The sequence below is a fragment of the Vibrio sp. 10N.222.48.A3 genome (genome assembly GCF_041475345.1).
GTDB classification, from domain to species: Bacteria; Pseudomonadota; Gammaproteobacteria; order Enterobacterales; family Vibrionaceae; genus Vibrio; species Vibrio tasmaniensis_A.
On the sequence record NZ_JBFRVX010000431.1, the window covers coordinates 1 to 862 of the forward strand.

Here is an 862-nt window from a genome sequence, read left to right on the forward strand (position 1 = left end):
TTCAATGGTCAGTACAGGCATGTTGTGCATTTTACCGAAAGCAACGATCTCTGGCGCTTTTGCCATCGTGCCGTCTGGGTTGGTAACTTCACACAGTACACCTGCCGATTGAAGACCTGCCATTTGCATTAGATCCACAGTACCTTCTGTGTGACCGCGGCGAGCCAGTACACCACCTTTACGCGCACGTAATGGGAATACGTGGCCAGGGCGAGCTAGGTCAGTAGGTTTAGCCGTTGGGTTTGCAGCTGTCTTGATCGTTGTTACACGGTCAGCGGCAGAAACACCTGTTGTTACGCCGACTTTTGCTTCGATAGTAACGGTAAACGCAGTTTGGTTTGCGCTGTTGTTATCAACAACCATAGGTGGAAGTTCGAGTTGGTTTGCTTGCTCGTCTGTTAAGCATAAGCACACAATACCGCTGCATTCTCGGATCATAAGCGCCATTTGAGCATTCGTTAGGTGTTCTACTGAGTAGATGATGTCGCCTTCGTTCTCACGATCTTCATCGTCAAGTAGAAGCACGCCACGACCTTCGCGCAGAGCTTGCAGTGCGTTTTCAACGCGAGTGATTGGTTCGCCAAATTCGGCAAGTAGTGAAGACTGATTCATGGTTAAACTCCTAAAATATCACCAGAATCAGGGCTGTATGAGGGATCTCAACCGAGCACAACAAAGCAGACTCATTACAAGTCGACTTGTACCAATCGTAGTAAACAACTGGTCATTCTAGCTGGTTAAAACCCTTGATAACGGCGTTAAAATTTTTGACTGTAGAATAACTACTTATCGAAAAATTTTGCCTTGTTCTCAAGCGTTTTTCCTGCGCTATCTCTGATCATTTATTTACTGTGATTGGTAT

1 protein-coding gene is annotated in these 862 nt (G+C 46.2%); it reads right to left on the bottom strand.

The genetic code is table 11. From position 1 onward, the window contains the following. Positions 1 to 612 (bottom strand): 3,4-dihydroxy-2-butanone-4-phosphate synthase (gene ribB / locus AB4653_RS13125; RefSeq protein ID WP_372104382.1); only part of this gene is annotated, 612 nt, incomplete at its 3' end. Between the last annotated feature and the right edge of the window lie 250 nt (positions 613 to 862).